The sequence below is a fragment of the Pseudomonas sp. 2822-17 genome (assembly GCF_002742485.1).
GTDB classification, from domain to species: domain Bacteria; phylum Pseudomonadota; class Gammaproteobacteria; order Pseudomonadales; family Pseudomonadaceae; genus Aquipseudomonas; species Aquipseudomonas cyclaminis.
The window spans coordinates 1-425 of record NZ_LJRZ01000675.1; the positions used below are offsets into that span (position 1 = coordinate 1).

Genomic DNA, 425 nt, shown 5'->3' on the forward strand with positions numbered 1-425 from the left:
GATAAGTACTGTGCTTCCTCTTTTAACTGTTTTAGCGTTTCCCCTACAATTGGAACACACACTTTTGGCGTACCTTCTCCTATGGTTATCCCCTTCACTTTAACAACCTGACTCACTCATCTCAGCTCCCAATATGTTTGTTTAGAGTATCTTAATCATATAATTCCCATGATAATTTAATGGAATCAACGATGTGGTCTGCGATTTCTTCCGCCTCCTGTTTATCCACAGTAATTTTCGAATGATGATCAGCATATATCTGCTGTCTCTCATAAAATAGTTTTTCCATATCCTCGATTGACTTGCCCTTTAATACAGGGCGGCTATCAATGATTAAGTTAATCCTTTCTTTCCAGGAGCCCCACGATAAGTCTAAATAAAAGACTATACACGACTCGAGACATATTTGTTTTACGTCTTCTTGA

General features: G+C 38.1%; 1 protein-coding gene. It reads right to left on the bottom strand.

Features of this window, described 5'->3' with window-relative positions:
• Positions 1-151: 151 nt before the first annotated feature.
• A partial coding sequence (locus tag AOA60_RS23835; protein ID WP_218240819.1) for a shikimate kinase occupies positions 152-425 on the bottom strand: 274 nt, incomplete at its 5' end.